This is a genomic window from Bacillus siamensis, from assembly GCF_051628075.1.
GTDB lineage: Bacteria > Bacillota > Bacilli > Bacillales > Bacillaceae > Bacillus > Bacillus siamensis.
In genome coordinates this window covers 1,120,319-1,134,854 of sequence record NZ_CP155579.1, presented here as the reverse complement: position 1 = coordinate 1,134,854, position 14,536 = coordinate 1,120,319, and the positions used below count along the sequence as shown (strand labels likewise).

Annotated in this window: 18 protein-coding genes, 1 tRNA gene and 1 riboswitch; of the genes, 11 read left to right on the top strand and 8 right to left on the bottom strand. The window is 44.4% G+C overall.

The genetic code is table 11. The features are described from left to right. Window positions 1-29: 29 nt before the first annotated feature. From ABDB98_RS05910 to ABDB98_RS05895, 4 genes are all read left to right on the top strand, one after another. Window positions 30-413, top strand: coding sequence for a helix-turn-helix domain-containing protein (locus ABDB98_RS05910; protein ID WP_342793893.1), 384 nt, complete (start codon window positions 30-32; stop codon window positions 411-413). Window positions 414-706: 293 nt separating this feature from the next. Then, window positions 707-1,681 carry a thermonuclease family protein gene (locus ABDB98_RS05905; RefSeq protein ID WP_342793894.1) on the top strand — a complete coding sequence of 325 codons (975 nt, stop codon included), beginning with the start codon at window positions 707-709 and terminating at the stop codon, window positions 1,679-1,681. Window positions 1,682-1,803: 122 nt separating this feature from the next. Beyond that, window positions 1,804-2,343 carry an ImmA/IrrE family metallo-endopeptidase gene (locus tag ABDB98_RS05900; protein ID WP_438421628.1) on the top strand — a complete coding sequence of 180 codons (540 nt, stop codon included), beginning with the start codon at window positions 1,804-1,806 and terminating at the stop codon, window positions 2,341-2,343. Next, window positions 2,301-3,512: a tyrosine-type recombinase/integrase gene (locus tag ABDB98_RS05895; protein ID WP_438421627.1), complete on the top strand. Its 1,212-nt coding sequence runs from the start codon at window positions 2,301-2,303 to the stop codon at window positions 3,510-3,512. Before ABDB98_RS05900 ends, ABDB98_RS05895 begins: the two co-directional genes overlap by 43 nt. Window positions 3,513-3,625: 113 nt before the next feature. Here ABDB98_RS05895 and ABDB98_RS05890 read toward each other — a convergent pair. The 3 genes from ABDB98_RS05890 to ABDB98_RS05880 form a co-directional block, all read right to left on the bottom strand. After that, a tRNA-Val gene (locus ABDB98_RS05890) sits at window positions 3,626-3,698 on the bottom strand. Window positions 3,699-3,837: 139 nt separating this feature from the next. Then, window positions 3,838-5,013, bottom strand: coding sequence for a cystathionine beta-lyase (metC, locus tag ABDB98_RS05885; protein WP_438421626.1), 1,176 nt, complete (start codon window positions 5,011-5,013; stop codon window positions 3,838-3,840). Then, a complete protein-coding gene (locus ABDB98_RS05880; protein WP_438421625.1) occupies window positions 5,006-6,127 on the bottom strand; it encodes a methionine biosynthesis PLP-dependent protein in 1,122 nt (373 codons plus the stop codon). Before ABDB98_RS05880 ends, metC begins: the two co-directional genes overlap by 8 nt. A gap of 69 nt (window positions 6,128-6,196) precedes the next feature. Next, window positions 6,197-6,322, bottom strand: a riboswitch (SAM riboswitch). 174 nt (window positions 6,323-6,496) lie between these two features. Between ABDB98_RS05880 and ABDB98_RS05875 the strand changes: the two genes are divergently transcribed. The 6 genes from ABDB98_RS05875 (at window position 6,497) to ABDB98_RS05850 (ending at window position 10,022) form a co-directional block, all read left to right on the top strand. Continuing rightward, window positions 6,497-7,219 carry an esterase family protein gene (locus ABDB98_RS05875; RefSeq protein WP_060963062.1) on the top strand — a complete coding sequence of 241 codons (723 nt, stop codon included), beginning with the start codon at window positions 6,497-6,499 and terminating at the stop codon, window positions 7,217-7,219. A gap of 24 nt (window positions 7,220-7,243) precedes the next feature. Next, window positions 7,244-7,759, top strand: coding sequence for a YjcG family protein (locus ABDB98_RS05870; RefSeq protein ID WP_016938190.1), 516 nt, complete (start codon window positions 7,244-7,246; stop codon window positions 7,757-7,759). Window positions 7,760-7,763: 4 nt separating this feature from the next. After that, window positions 7,764-8,195: a GNAT family N-acetyltransferase gene (locus ABDB98_RS05865; protein WP_438421624.1), complete on the top strand. Its 432-nt coding sequence runs from the start codon at window positions 7,764-7,766 to the stop codon at window positions 8,193-8,195. Window positions 8,196-8,335: 140 nt separating this feature from the next. Then, the gene (locus tag ABDB98_RS05860) at window positions 8,336-8,569 is read left to right on the top strand and encodes an AbrB/MazE/SpoVT family DNA-binding domain-containing protein (RefSeq protein WP_060963064.1); all 234 of its coding nucleotides are present in this window, start codon (window positions 8,336-8,338) and stop codon (window positions 8,567-8,569) included. Beyond that, window positions 8,570-9,307, top strand: coding sequence for an ABC transporter ATP-binding protein (locus ABDB98_RS05855; RefSeq protein ID WP_016938193.1), 738 nt, complete (start codon window positions 8,570-8,572; stop codon window positions 9,305-9,307). Beyond that, the gene (locus ABDB98_RS05850; RefSeq protein WP_438421623.1) at window positions 9,300-10,022 is read left to right on the top strand and encodes an ABC transporter permease; all 723 of its coding nucleotides are present in this window, start codon (window positions 9,300-9,302) and stop codon (window positions 10,020-10,022) included. Before ABDB98_RS05855 ends, ABDB98_RS05850 begins: the two co-directional genes overlap by 8 nt. Window positions 10,023-10,187: 165 nt before the next feature. On the opposite strand, the gene ABDB98_RS05845 is transcribed toward ABDB98_RS05850, so the two are convergent. Beyond that, window positions 10,188-10,442 (bottom strand): hypothetical protein, encoded by a 255-nt coding sequence (locus ABDB98_RS05845; RefSeq protein WP_438421622.1) that lies wholly within the window; start codon window positions 10,440-10,442, stop codon window positions 10,188-10,190. Window positions 10,443-10,562: 120 nt separating this feature from the next. Here ABDB98_RS05845 and ABDB98_RS05840 point away from each other — a divergent pair, with 120 nt between their 5' ends. After that, window positions 10,563-12,848 carry an ATP-dependent helicase gene (locus ABDB98_RS05840; RefSeq protein WP_438421621.1) on the top strand — a complete coding sequence of 762 codons (2,286 nt, stop codon included), beginning with the start codon at window positions 10,563-10,565 and terminating at the stop codon, window positions 12,846-12,848. Between the two features lie 66 nt (window positions 12,849-12,914). Here the strand turns inward: ABDB98_RS05840 and ABDB98_RS05835 are convergent, their stop codons facing one another. From ABDB98_RS05835 to ABDB98_RS05820, 4 genes are all read right to left on the bottom strand, one after another. After that, the gene (locus ABDB98_RS05835; RefSeq protein WP_016938198.1) at window positions 12,915-13,169 is read right to left on the bottom strand and encodes a stage VI sporulation protein F; all 255 of its coding nucleotides are present in this window, start codon (window positions 13,167-13,169) and stop codon (window positions 12,915-12,917) included. Between the two features lie 166 nt (window positions 13,170-13,335). After that, on the bottom strand, window positions 13,336-13,491 hold the full coding sequence (locus ABDB98_RS05830; RefSeq protein WP_060963069.1) for a YjcZ family sporulation protein: 156 nt from the start codon (window positions 13,489-13,491) through the stop codon (window positions 13,336-13,338). Window positions 13,492-13,583: 92 nt separating this feature from the next. Next, window positions 13,584-13,781 carry a hypothetical protein gene (locus tag ABDB98_RS05825; RefSeq protein WP_438421620.1) on the bottom strand — a complete coding sequence of 66 codons (198 nt, stop codon included), beginning with the start codon at window positions 13,779-13,781 and terminating at the stop codon, window positions 13,584-13,586. A 288-nt stretch (window positions 13,782-14,069) separates the two neighbouring features. Next, a complete protein-coding gene (locus tag ABDB98_RS05820) occupies window positions 14,070-14,426 on the bottom strand; it encodes a DUF1360 domain-containing protein (protein ID WP_015388440.1) in 357 nt (118 codons plus the stop codon). Window positions 14,427-14,536: the final 110 nt, after the last annotated feature.

Here is a 14,536-nt window from a genome sequence, read left to right as displayed (position 1 = left end):
ATGCCAATAAAAGGACTCTGGTGATTTTAATGACAAATAAATTAGGTCAAAGAATTAAGGAACTTCGCGAAAAAAATAATTGGTCATTACGAGAACTAGGAACTAGGATCAATATTAATTATAGTGTCTTGAGCAGAATAGAATCAGGCAAAAGGCCAGTGACGGATACCGAGTTACTTAAGTTCTCAGAACTGTTTGATGTTTCTACTGATTACCTAATTGGCAGAAGCGACTCTTTGGAATCTAAAGTATCAGAAAAAACAACAGCAAATGAATTTAAAGACTCTGATCTACAAATTGCTTTTAGAGATGCTATTGATTTCTCAGAAGAAAACCAAAAGCAAACAATTGATTTTATAAAGTATCTCAAAGAGAAAGAAGAACGCGAAGGAAGAAATCCAAGAAAGAAATAATATCGCGGAGTATCCCGGTATTATTTAATACTGTTATTACGTTAAATTCTGTTTACTAATAAGATCTGAATTCTCTTCCGGATTGGTCCTGAACCCCTTCCGGAAAGGTAATATTTACAAGCCCTTCCCCCCTTATAAAACAAAGGTTTCAGTATTTAATCTCATCCGGATTTCCTTCCGAACTGATTCGGAATTCTCTTCGGGATAAAAACTTGAAAAAAATTGATTAAAACCCAGAAATAACTAACCGATAATATATCTAGAAGACATTTCAATAAAAAGGGGAAATTATTTTGAAAAAATGGTTGTTATGTATCGGTGCTTTATCTTTGAGTTTTTCTTTAGCAGCGTGCGGGTCTGATTCAGCTTCAACTGATAAAACAGATTCGGATAGCAATAAGACAACGCAGCAAGAAGACAAAGGTAAACAAGAGACAAAGACAGATCAGAAAACAGAGACAGAAAAGCAATCAAATAACAAAAGTGCTGATGAGTCAAAAAAATCCTCAGCTAAAGAGACACCTGATAAGAAAAAGCTGGTGGATGTAACACTAAACAAAACAGTTGATGGAGATACAATTAAAGTCAATTATAAAGGCGAAGTTAAAACTGTTCGTTATTTGCTCATTGATACTCCTGAAACTAAAAAACCAAATTCTTGTGTCCAACCATATGGAGAAGATGCTTCGGCGCGAAATAAACAGCTGGTGAACAGTGGTAAGCTACAATTAGAATTTGATAAAGGTGACCGTACTGATAAGTATGGAAGAATGCTAGCTTACGTTTATGTTGATGGAAAATCAGTACAAGAAACATTACTTAAAGAAGGATTAGCTCGAGTTGCTTATGTATATGAACCAAACACGAAGTATTTAGGTACTTATGAAAAAGATCAGGAAGTTGCCAAAAATAAGGACTTGAAAATTTGGAGTAAGAATGGCTATACAACTGATAAAGGATTTAATGGTTGTGTAACAAAGCCTAAAAAATCAGTAACTGCTTCTAAACCTGTTGAAAAATCGGCTACAACTCATAAATCGACTACTTCACATAAATCAAGCTCAAACAGTTCAAATTCTAGCGAAAGTAGCTCAACAGCAAGCAGTTCTTCTAACTCTACACAAGCCTCCACATCTACTGGTGGAACAGAATACTTTGCAAACTGCACAGAATTAAGAAAGAAATATCCTCATGGTGTCTCGAGTTCTCATCCTGCATACCAGGCGAAAATGGACCGCGATCACGACAACTTTGCATGTGAAAGATGATTAAAAAAGAGGATTTAATACTTTGGTTTTTATGAGAGAATAAAAAATAAGAACGGCCCTCTTCAGGGCTTTTCTTTCACACCAAAAACAGAACATACATTCCCTTCATGGTGGTGTTTTTAATGTCAATCCAGTTATCGTACCTCGAAGAAGAAGTAAAAAAAATCTATCACAGATTAAATATTGAGACTCCTGAAGACATTGATTTAGAAAGGATCGCCGCGGCATTTCGTATCTGGCTGCATTATGAGCAAAGAGAAAGCTGCATGTTTCAAATTAACGGTGAGTATAGTGTCGTCCTTGATGCTCGAGCCTCTCCACAAGAACAGTGGCAAGACTTTGTTCATGAGCTATGTCACGTCTTAAAACATACTGGAAACCAATTTCACATGAATAGAATGTTCAGGCAGCTTCAGGAATACCAGGCGAACAGTTTCATGTATCACTTCTGTGTACCAACGTTCATGCTCATAAAATTGAAACTGCCCCGTCTTAAATCAGAAGTCATTAAATTATTAGGAGATACATTTAATGTGACATATTCCTTCGCGGCTAAACGGTTAGAAATGTATGAGAGAAAAAAATTTTCAGATAAAATCTATTCAATGAGGTGTAAAACATGGGCCATTGGATGCCAAGAGGTAAAAAGTCATTCTTATTAGTAGTTGAGAATGGATACAATACCAAAGGGAAACGCGACAGAAAAACTAAGACTATAAAGATCGAAGACCCAAAGATTCTTAACAGCACAAGAAAAAGAGAAAAATATTTAAATCAGCAGCTTCTTATGTTTGAAATGGAAGTCACTTCAGGGGAATACATATCACCTGAAAAATCAACGTTTGAATCCTTTGCAAATGAATATAAAGACCGGATCTTGTATAAAAAATTCGCTCACCGAACATCTGAAATGCATGAAAGCCATATAAAAAACTATATTGTACCCTCAATCGGCCACAGGAGATTGGATCAAATTAAAACAATGCATATTGTTGATTTTATGGATTCCCTAGAAAAAGACGGAATTCGTAAAGACGGCAAAGCAGGAGGTTTATCAAGTTCAACCAGATACGATATATTCAAAGTTTTGAAAGCGATGTTTAAAATTGCTGTTAAACAATGGAAACTCATTAAATCAGATCCAACAGAAGATTTAGATCCTCCTACTGTTGAAACCAAAGAAATGCAATTTTATGATTCAGAAGCAGCTAAAGAGTGTATTGAGGCTCTGTATCAGATTGATATAATGTGGAGATTGTATTTTTTAGGCGCAATGATTGGCGGTCTTAGAAGAGCAGAAGGATTAGCCTTTGAATGGCACTTAGATGTTGATTGGGATGCAGGAGGTTTTTATGTAAATCGTTCAATTCCAAAAACAATTGACGGAAAGCCGCTTATCAAAGATCCTAAATCAAAAAAATCTAAGCGCTTTGTAAAGATGCCTGATTGGTATATGGATGAGCTTGAGAAGTATTATAGAATGTGGAAAAAAGAGAAACTGAGATTAGGTGATGCTTGGGAAGGCGGAGAACATCAATACGTTTTCCATAGTGGGAAAGGAAAGCCCTATTATTACACAACCCCCACCGCAAAATGGTCCAAGTTCACCAAAAAGTATGGACTGAAAAAAATACGACTACATGAGTTGCGTCACACAATGGTTACTTTATTAATTGAAGCCGGGGCAAATTATAGAGCGATTCAAGAACGAGTCGGTCACGCCAGTTATCGAACTACATTCGATAGATACGGCCATGTAACAAAAAAATTAACTGATGAGACAGCTGAACTTTTCAACAATTTTGATCCTAAAAAGAGATACGGACAATAAATTTCGAGCCAAAAAATCAAGTTCGCCAACAGTTTGCCAACAACTTGCGAATTTGATTAACCGGCTTTATTAAGAGAAAGTAAAAAACCCTTGCTACGCAAGGGTTTCCGCTATGATTCCGACTGGGCTCGAACCAGCGACCTCTACCCTGTCAAGGTAGCGCTCTCCCAGCTGAGCTACGGAATCATGATATGTATGTGTTGCTGGGTATGTTGTTGTCTCTCTGACATTTATAATTATATATCCTGCTCAGCCATTCGTCAACACTTTTTTTATCAAAAATAAAAAAAGGGCGCGTCGCAAAAATTGACGGCGCCCTTTTCGTTTATGACCTGACTTTGGCGGGAGTTATTTTTTTCAATGCCTGTTCGAAGTCGCGTTCTAAATCTTCGGCGTTTTCGACCCCGACGCTCAGGCGCAGAAGGCCGTCTGTGATGCCGCGTTTTTCCCTCTCCGCTTTCGGCATGGCGGCATGCGACATGGCTGCAGGGTATGAGAGAATGGATTCGACGGCGCCGAGGCTGACCGCAAATACCGGAAGAGATACATGTTCGACCAGCTTTTTGACGGCTTCTTTGCTTTCCAGTTCAAAGGACAGGACGGCGCCCGCTCCGCTTGCTTGCCGTTTATGGGTATCGGCGCCCGGGTGTCCGGCAAGGCCGGGATAGTAAACGCTTTTGACGGCGGGGTGCCCGTCAAAAAAGGCAGCCAGCCGTTCAGCCGTCCGGCTCGCTTTTTCCAGTCTGACCTGCAATGTTTTTAAGCCTCTCAATACGAGCCAGCAGTCCTGAACGCCGAGCACCGCTCCAAACGAGTTTTGCAGCTTATACAGCTGATTGCCGAGCTCTTCATCCTTGACGGCGGCAAGGCCTGACAGCACATCGCTGTGGCCGCTTAAAAATTTCGTCGCGCTGTGAAGCACGATATCTACGCCGAAATCAAGCGGCCGCTGCAGTGCAGGCGTCATGAAAGTGTTGTCAAGGTATGTCAGACAGCCGTGTTCTTTTGCCAGCTCGACGACGGCTTTAATGTCCGTGATGCCGAGCGTCGGGTTTGACGGTGTTTCCATATAGATGGCTTTCGTATTCGGCCGGATGGCGCGGGCAACCGCTTCTGTGTCCGTCATATCGACAAAGGTGTGTTCGATTCCGAAACGGGACAGCACTTCTGTCACCATGCGGAATGTTCCGCCGTACACATCCTCCGTGACGAGAACATGGTCGCCTTGGGATAAGAGCAGAAACGCCGTCGAAATCGCCGCCATTCCGGAGCTGAAAGCAAAACCTCTCGTTCCGCCTTCAAGACCTGCGATCGTTTCTTCAAGCGCTGTTCTTGTCGGTGTGCCGGAGCGGCTGTAATCATATGTTCCGAATTCTTCAAAGGAAGACTGATGAAATGTGGAAGCATGCTGAATCGGCACGCTGACGGCTCCGGTAGCTCCGTCTGTTTTAAATGGATTGTGCACGAGCTGGGTTTCCAGCGTCCAATTTTGATTACTCATATGACACGGCCCCCTCTTTTACTTGCTGTAATGCCTGCTTTACATCCCGCTTCAAATCTTCTGCATGTTCAATTCCCACTGAAAATCTCAGCAGACGGTTGCAGACGCCGTTTGCGATACGGATATCTTCCGGAATGTCCATGTGCGTCTGTGTCGCGGGGTATGTAACAAAGCTTTCCACCCCGCCGAGACTTTCTGCAAAACAGATCGTTTTCAGCGCCTTTAAAAACGGATTGACCCATTCCTCTTTTTGCAGCCTGAAAGACAGCATTCCGCCTTTTCCGGGATATAACACGTCGGCGATTTCTTCTTCCTGTTCTAAAAATGCTGCAAGTTCACGGGCGTTTTCTTCATGACGCTGCATTCTGAGCCCGAGTGTTTTCATCCCTCTCATTAAAAGCCACGAATCAAACGGCGGGAGAACGGCTCCGATCGCATTTTGGTGATTAAACATGATCTCGCCGAGCTCTTCATCCTTTACGACAGCAAGACCGGCAAGGAGATCATTGTGCCCGCCTAAATATTTTGTGGCGCTGTGAATGACGATATCGGCTCCCAGTTCAAGCGGGCGCTGGATGACCGGGGTATAAAACGTATTATCGACAATCAAGAGCAGGCCGGCTTCTTTCGTAATCCGGGCGATTTTTTCAATGTCGGCCTCCTGCATTAACGGGTTTGTCGGCGTTTCAACAAATACCGCTTTCGTGTTTTCCGTTATTTTGGAGCGTAAACAGTCTTCATCACTGAAATCATCGTAAATAAAGCTTAAGCCGTATTTTCTCCATTCATTTTCAAATAAACGGTATGTGCCTCCGTATAAATCGGAGGATACAATCAATTCATCTCCGCTTTTAAATAAAGCCATAATCGTTTGAATGGCTGCCATTCCCGAGCTGAAAGCAAAGCCTCTCGCACCGTTTTCCAACACGGCGATGGCGTCTTCAACGAGCTGGCGTGTCGGGTTTTTCGTGCGCACGTAATCAAAACCTGTAGATTCTCCTATTCCTCTATGTCGGTAAGCGGTGGACAGATAAATCGGCGGACTGACCGTTCCCGTTGCTTCTTCGCTTCTATTTCCAATTTGGGCTAATTTTGTTTCGACATGCTGCGTCATCAGTAAGCACCATCCTTTTTCAAAAATAAAAAAGCCCCCTCTTCATAAGAAGAAGGAGCTTTTCTCTTCCTCTTATCTTCCAAGCATGTGAATCGCTTGCTGGATTTAGCACCTTGGCACTTTGCCTTCCCGCGGCAAAGCAAACCGGTTGCTGAGGTTTCAAAGGGCCAGTCCCTCCACCTCTCGTGATAAGAATATTGTTTTGTATTTTCTGATTGTTCTATATTAACGCACTATAAAATGGATTTCAACAACTTTTTAATTTTCTGAACTCTCACAAGAAGTGCATCTGAAGAAAGAAATTTCTAATAATTCATGGTACAATAGGGAAAAACCATCAAGACAAGAAGCGGCCTGGAGGAATGCGAAGTGGCACCGAAAACCGGAATCATTCATGAGAAAAAACTTTTCTCTCATGAGCTTGAAGAAGAAATGACCGTTTTGGTCTACCTGCCCAACACTTACTCCCCCCTGTATAAATATCATACGGTCATCGCCCAGGACGGCCATGATTATTTCAGATTAGGGAGAATCGGGCGGCAGGCGGAAGAGCTCATGGCAAAAGGGGAAATTGACCGCTGCATCATTATCGGCGTCCCATATAAAAATGTGCGGGAGCGAAGAAACACATACCATCCCGAAGGCTCTAAGTTCGCCTCATATAAACGGTTTATCGCAAATGAGCTCGTCCCTTTTATCGACAAAGAATACCCGACTTATCAAGTCGGATACGGACGCACCATGATCGGGGATTCCCTCGGCGGAACCGTCTCGCTCATGACGGCGATTGACTATCCGAACATGTTTGGAAACGTCATCATGCAGTCCCCGTATGTTGACGGGCACGTGCTGGATGCCGTCCGGCAGTCGGAGGATCTCAAACAGATATCCGTTTATCATCAAATCGGAGAAAAAGAAACCGATGTCCATACGACGGACGGCCAGGTGCTTGATTTCACCGCGCCGAACGAAGAGCTCAAACAGCTGCTGGAAAGCAAACAGTCTGAATACACGTATGAAACCTTTGACGGGGATCATAAATGGACATACTGGCAGCCGCTCATCACGCCGGCGCTGAAAAAAATGCTGTAACCATTCATTAAGGAGGGAACTTTCATGAAATACGGTATTGTTTTATTTCCATCAAAAAAATTACAGGATCTCGCAAATTCGTACCGGAAACGCTACGACCCGAGCTACGCGCTCATACCGCCGCATCTGACGGTAAGAGATCCGTTTGAAGCGACAGAACAGGAAATCGAGCAGATCGTATCACAGCTGAGACAGACGGCGAAAGAGTCGCACCCGCTCGTTCTGAAGATCACAAAATACAGCTCGTTTTCTCCTGTGAATAATGTGATATATATGAAAGCGGAGCCGACGGAAGAATTAAAAACCCTGAGTGAGAAATGCTATTCAGGAGCATTATCCGGTAAGCCGGAATACAGCTTCGTTCCGCATGTCACGGTCGGCCAGAAGCTGTCGTCAGATGAACATTCCGACGTACTCGGACAGCTGAAAATGCAGGACATTTCCCACGAAGAAGTCATCGACCGTTTTCACCTGCTCTATCAGCTGGATAACGGCTCATGGACTGTGTACGAAACATTTTTATTAGGCGGAGGAGAATAACTGTTTGGAAGCCATCGATGCAAAAACTGAAAAACATCTGAACGACGCTTTTTTCGTCAGAAAAGAGGTCTTTGTTAAAGAGCAGCACGTTCCGGAAGAAGAGGAAATTGATCAATTCGAAGACGCGTCAGAGCATATTGTCATTTATGACGGCGGTCAGCCGGTCGGAGCCGGCAGATGGCGCTTGAAAGACGGGCGCGGAAAATTAGAGCGTATCTGCGTGATGAAAAGCCACCGCTCTCTCGGTGTCGGAGCAATCATTATGCAGGCGCTTGAAAAAGCGGCGGCCGCCCAGGGCGCCGGCAGCTTTATCCTACATGCGCAGACGCAGGCGGTTCCGTTTTATGAAAAACAAGGGTACCGCGTCACATCCGGCGAAGAATTTCTTGATGCCGGCATCCCCCATCTGGAAATGATAAAGGAACACAAACGATAAAATCAAAAGCACTCCTGTTGATATGGCAGGAGTGCTTTTTTATGAATTTTATTGAATTTTATGGAAGGTTGATGTATGTTTAGTATACGAAGTATTACAATTCATACAAAAAATACAATTCTCACAACGGAGGGATACACATGACAGCACCTAAAGGAAAGCATATATTCGGGACCGTTAAAGTTGGCACAAAAGGCCAGATTGTCATTCCAAAAGAAGCAAGAGATGTTTTTGATATAAATCCCGGGGACTCACTGCTTATGCTCGGAGATGACCAGCAGGGTATCGCACTTGTAAAACAAGAACTCTTTTTCGAATTTGCAAAAGATATTTTAAACGCAAAGCCAATCGATGCAGATGGCGAGGATGAGTAAATGCACGCGATTGAGCTGAAGCAATTAACGAAACATTATAAAGAAACCGCCGCCGTTGACCGTCTTGATTTTTCAGTTGAAAAAGGAGAATTTTTCGCTTTACTCGGTGAGAACGGAGCCGGAAAAACGACATTAATCAGCATGCTCTGCGGCCTCCTTTCTCCGGATGAAGGTGATGCATCAGTGCTCGGCTTCAGCATTTTGACTGATTTGGATAAAATTAAACCGAAAATGAATATATCTCCGCAGGAAACAGCCATCGCCCCTCATTTAACCGTACGGGAAAACTTAGAGTTTATAGCCGGAGTCTACGGAATTCCGAAAAAAGAAGGAAAAAAAAGAACGGATGAGATGCTCGAATTGTTTCAATTAAAAGAGAAAGAAAGAGCAAAAACAAAAACATTATCAGGCGGAATGCAGCGCCGGCTCAGCATCGCCATGGGCATGATTACAAAGCCGGATATTTATTTCTTGGATGAGCCGACATTAGGGCTGGACGTCCGTTCACGCCGCGAGTTGTGGAAAAATCTTGAGGCATTAAAGGGGGACATGACGATTATTTTAACGACACACTATTTAGAAGAGGCCGAAGCCCTGGCAGACCGTATTTGCATTTTAGAAAATGGGACATTAAAAGCACTGGGTACGGCGGAGGCTCTGAAAAAGCAAACTCATTCAGCCACATTTGAGGATGCCTTTTTAGCGATTTGTGACGGGGAGGCGGGTCTTTATGCTTGATTTCGCCATACGCAACCGAAAAGAGATTTTTCGTGATCCCCTATCTATCATCCTTGGAATCGCACTGCCTGTTATTCTATTGTTTCTGTTTACGGCGATTGAGAAAAATGCGCCGCTTGACACCTTTAAAGTCCAGCATTTAGCACCCGGGCTCATTGTTTTCGGCTTTGCTTTCCTTACGATGTTCTCTGCATTGCTGATCGCAAAAGACAAACAGACCGCCCTTCTGACCCGTTTGTTTGCTTCCCCTTTAAAAACAGCAGATTATGTTGTCGGTTATACACTGCCGATGCTCCCGTTAGCCGTTTTACAAATTGTCATTTGTTTTACCGCAGCAGCGGCTGCCGGTTTGTCAGCCGAATGGATCAATCTTCTCGCCGGTATCGCTGTACTGCTGCCGATTGCGATGATGTCCGTTTTCTTCGGTTTATGTTTAGGCGCTGTGTTTACGGACAAACAAATTTCGGGTATCGGAACGATTTATATAACACTCGTGCAATTTCTGGGCGGAGCTTGGATGGATGTCAATCTGCTCGGTGAGACGTTCAAACATATCGCTTATGCCTTGCCGTTTGTCCACTCGATCGAGCTGGCTCAGGAAGTCATATCCGGAGATTATTCTTCATTTCATCAGCATGTTTGGCCGATAGCGGGATATGCCGTTTTGGCGCTTGCACTTGCTTTCCTTTGTTTTGTGAAAATCAGGAAGAGATAAAAAAGCCGGCACTCCGTAATGGGAGCGCCGGTCTTCTTTATTGCTTTTCTTTCAGGAGACTTATCGTATGAGGCAGCAGACGGGCATCTCCCGGGCTGCCATGGCCCGGAACGACAATACTGATATCTTGATATCTTTTCATCACTTTGATATTTTCCAGGTTTTTCACACGTATTGATTAATCAATCGGCCTTTTCCCATAATTTGCGGCAAGCGGGAAAGAGAGCGCTTACGTTTTTCCTCATGTACTTTCTTTTCTGCGGCTGCGGTGTTTTCCTGGCGGCGCTCCACCTCTCTGTACAGCCTGTCATTGGCGAGGGCGGCCGCTTTCGTAATGCCGGCGTAATCAGGCCTATAACCCGCTGTCCGGTTTGCGTATTGAGTATACTGCTGGTTTTGAATCCGTCCTGCATAAATCATATGTACCCCTCCCCTTCGCTTTTCATTTCCCTTAATCTTACTTTTTGAAACGCGGTTCTTTTGTTATGATATTCTTTGTCTATCAAATGGATGAACACCTTTTAATGGGAGGACCCCTTTTTGAAATGCGCCCGACTGAATAACCGAACGATACATTTACATACATATTCTAGAGAACATTACCAATTCCTTTTTGAAGAAGCTCAGAAAGGAAATATTTTTTGCGCACATTGTGACCAGCCTGTCTTCATGCGGCTTTCGATTTTAGAGCAGCCGGCGTTTTATCACCGGCAAAAGGGAGACTTTACCGCCTGTGAAAAAGCATGCGCGGCCAAGGAGCCAAAAGCGGAGAAGGAAAAGGAAGAGTATAAGGAAGCCGGCATGTTCCGCCTGCCGAAAGGAAAAGCGATTTCAGAGAATCCGAAACCGATCGTCTCAGAATGGAAAAGCCCGAAAAAAGTGCCTGCAGCCGAGCCGTTTTCCCCAACATCTGAAGCGGCTGATACATCGCTGTTTCCCGGTATCGGCCTGAACCGTGAACAGATGCGGGCAGTCACAGAAACCGACGGGCCCCTGCTGGTGCTCGCCGGAGCGGGAAGCGGAAAAACGAGGGTGCTGACAGCCCGCGCCGCCCATATGATTGAACATCTCGGCATTTCACCTGAGAACATGCTGCTTGTGACCTTTACGACAAAAGCCGTCGCCGAAATGAAAGAGCGGATGGCGACTGAGTACGGGCTGGCAGCCGGCAAAGTCTCCCGCCTTGTGACGGGAACATTCCACAGCTTTTTCTATAAAATACTCTATCATTTTGATTCTTCAAAATGGAACGGCAGCCAGCTTCTAAAAATGGAATGGCAGAGAGAGCAATATGTGAAAAAGGCGCTCTATGAAGAACATTTGGACGAAAAAGAGTTTCCCGTCGACCAGGCGCTTCAGCTTATCGGCTGCTGGAAAAACACGTACCTCCCCCATGAGACAATCCCGCTTGCGGATGACTGGGAGAAAAAAGTATACAGGCTCTATGAACATTATGAACGGCAAAAGCGGGAAAATCGGCAGTTTGATTTTGATGACATGGCCCAAGGCTGTTATGAGCTGTTAAAAAGCCGGCCTGATATTCTCGCACAATATCAAAACAGATTTTCTCATATTTTGATTGATGAGTTTCAAGATATTAATCCTGTACAGTATAAAATTATGCAGCTGATCGCAAGCCCTGAGAATAACCTGTGCTGCGTGGGGGATGACGACCAATCCATTTATGCGTTCCGCGGAAGCAGCCCGTCTTTCATCCTTGATTTTCAGAAAGACTATCCGGCAGCAACAACCATTTACTTAACGGCAAATTACCGCTCGCCGCATCCGATCGTTTCAAGCGCTCATACCGTCGTAAAGAAAAATAAAAAACGGTATGAAAAAACACTTTCTGCCGTCAAAGACGGCGCTCACGATCCCGTGATGTTTTATCCTTACGATGAGGAAGAAGAAGCAACCATGATCGTTTCGGATATAAAAGAGAAAATTCAAAACGGGGCGAGCCCTGGCGATTTTGCCGTGCTTTACCGGACAAACAGCGCCGGGCGGGCCATTTATGAAAGACTGCATCAATCATCAATCCCTTACCATGCCGACAGGGGCGTGCAGACGTTTTACAGCCGCAGAATCGTCCGGCAGATCCTCGCCTACTTATACGCGAGCCAGAACGAGGATGATACGGATGCAGTGAAAGATCTGCTTCCGGCCTTATTTTTAAAGCAATCCGCCCTGCAAACGCTAAAGGCGCTGTCAATCACAGAAGATTGCACGATGATTAAGGCGCTGACGAAACTGCCTGACTTGAAGCCGTTTCAAATAGGGAAAATCAAGCAGATCGTTCCGTTTTTCGCCAGCATCCGGACAATGAAGCCCGTTGAAGCCATCACCTTCGCCGAAAGCAAAATGGGCTTTTCCGAGTATTTAAAAAAACGGGGCAATGAAGGAAACAAGCTGGAAAAAGGCTCTGATGATCTCCGGGACGTCAAAGTGGCTGCTAAAAAATTTAAAACCATTCCGGATTTTCTTGCGCATGTCGATCATATGCGTGCCGCCGAGAATCTGAAAACCGATGAAAACGGCGTCGAACTGATGACCATTCACCGATCAAAAGGTCTTGAATTCAATACGGTCTATATTTTAGGCGCGGCTGACGGTTCGATCCCCCATGACTTCGCGCTTGAGACGGCGAGACAGGGCGATCCCGCTCCGCTCGAAGAAGAAAGACGGCTTCTGTACGTCGCAATGACAAGGGCCATGCAGCATTTATATGTATCATGTCCCGCGAACAGACGGGGGAAAACAGCGCGCAGTTCAAGATTTCTCGAGCCCCTTCTTCGGACGGACAGACGGAGCGCACTCAGAATATAAAGAACCCGGCAGATCACTGCCGGGTTCTTCTCACATAAAAAGGCCTTCAATAAGGCCGGCTGACGCCTATTTTTTGTCCATCATTTTAGAAATGGTGCCAAAATCAAGTTTCTCTTTACCGCTTGTAATCGATTGGACGATTTTGTCTTCCAATTCTTTCGGTACACGTTTGTTAGCCAGCTGGGATACCTTCTGAATGACACCTCTCACCGTGTTTTCATCTTTGAAATTTGCATTTTGCAATGATCCCGCGAGGTTCATGACATCCTTCATGCTGACGCCTGTTTTCTTCTCAATATTTTTAAAAAATTGATTATCCATGTTGTGCCTCCTTTTTGTGGAGTAATACGATATTGTATGAACTAAGGGCGGAACATGTGCCCGTAAGACAACGGAAAAATTCCGCTACCCCGTTTTCATACGCCTTCATACATCAGGCAAGCACGGGACTGAATGGTCCCGCGCTTATCCTGGGTCTAGCTAAGGTTTATCCGAAAAAGGATGCACCGACAATGATCAAGAGGATGAACAATACGACAACAAGAACAAATGTTGAGCCGTATCCGCCGCCTCCGACATAGCCGCCACCGTATCCGCCGCAGCCGCCGTAGCCGCCTCCGTATCCGCCATATCCGAATCCCATACTTAAGCACCTCCTTTACTCTCTATACTCTATGTGATGAGACTTGTTTGGCTTGGATAAATGCATAGGGCCGGTGCGGATTTCATTTCATTTTATTGAGAATGCTCATTTTTCTTCAGTTTGGCTTCGGTTTCAGCGGCAAACGCATCTATCCATTCCTCGAAGCGCAAACCGGCTTCATCAAACTTTGACAGCTGCTTTTCAATAGATAAGATATGTTTGTTATGCTCCCGCTGATTTTGATTGTGTCTGCGGTATTTTCCATTGATCAACGATTCAAATATATTCATAACAACCCCTCCTCCTATGATCTATGCGGAACAGGGACCGGTGTTCGGCAAAAAACAAAAAAACCGGAATCCCCGGTTTTTTTTAGAAAACGGCTATCTCGGTTTTTTCTTTTGGCCGCAGCCGCAGCCTTTCTTTTTAATTTTTTTTTCGTAAGGCTGATACTCAGTGGATTTGTATGGAGTGTTTTGGGAAGGTTTGCTTGATTGATTCATGTTGATCCTTCCTTTCCTTATGTCATATATACCATTTTATGCAGAAAATAATGGTAAGTTGCTGATGGAACCGCCTTATTCCTGGAGAAGACGCGAAACCGCAGCTTCAATGATCCCCGCCGCGCCGGCTATGGCTAACAGCAAAATCAGCCATTGCGCAGCCTCAGGAATCACAATCTGCGCTGCAATTAAAAAGGCGGCGCACCATACGCCCGTACACCAGTAACAGCTGAGCAGTTCACCGATAAAAGCCCTGATGCCTTTTCCTTTTATGACAATATAGGTTTCTGTCGTGCCGTCTGGTGCGGTTTCTGTTTTTTCCTCGTGAAAAAGGCTCCGGAGCGGCGCCATTATGGTGTCAAATACGAAAAGCCTGGCCAGCCGAAAAACGGCAAACGATAACAGAATAAATGAAAGCCAATTGATAACCACCTGTTCACTCCTTTTTAAAACTTGACCTCTTAATATATATGCGAAAACCCTGTTCTTCATGAATCGCACCTTGTCCGGGAAAAAAATAGGTGCGGTTTAGTTGTTTTTCT